The 712-nt window shown below is 46.5% G+C and carries 1 pseudogene; it reads left to right on the top strand.

What is annotated here, in order from left to right:
• Positions 1-544 precede the first annotated feature (544 nt).
• A pseudogene (locus tag C5B90_RS21125) lies at positions 545-712 on the top strand (site-specific integrase); the annotation flags it as partial.

Below are 712 nucleotides of genomic sequence, written 5' to 3'. Positions count from 1 at the left end.
CTAACAATCACAGAGGGATAATTCGTGTAGTCGAATTTTAAACTTATTTCTGGAGTAGCTTAGTTATATTTCACGAAGCGGCACTAAAAATGACAACCGTAAAAATCTTTGATCCGGGTCACAACCTCGGAGGATGGGCGTGTTGCGTGCCTTCTATTCAAGCACAACAACGGAGAAATAGGTGCTGTCTATCGGTTTTGATTTCATATCACTCAGAAAACCTTTCCACGCTTTCTCACCGTGACGAACTCGGAAATCACGAGACGAGGGCCTAATCAAACACAAACCATGTGAAAATAAGACACGCAACAGAACCCAAACTCCGAAACTGTGCCGGGTACGCAGATATATTTTGTATAGTGGAATGAGGTTTATCCATGAATTGCCTCCCAACAGCCCCATTTTACTAATTGTGGTTGTGTATGACCCACTCCTGCATAAGCCAAAGTATTAACTCACTGGGAGAAAGTCGGTGAGTAATGAAAATCTCACATTCAGAATCACCCCAACACTCAGCGAGCGGGTTACTCTCCGGTGAGCAGGCGTGAATCAGCAGTCTGACTCCCGGGGTTTGGACGCAGAAGATAGGGCTTCAGACGAGGGACCGAGAGAAAAGCACTACAAGTGGTCACTGATGAGCCTCGACGAACTCGTCGACGTCTACTGGCAAGACATCGCACCGAAGCGATATCACGATGGATTCGACGAGGAA

It is taken from the genome of Haloferax sp. Atlit-12N (assembly GCF_003383095.1).
Classification (GTDB): domain Archaea; phylum Halobacteriota; class Halobacteria; order Halobacteriales; family Haloferacaceae; genus Haloferax.
Note: the sequence above shows the minus strand (reverse complement) of the source record. Positions and strands in the feature narration are given on the sequence as shown.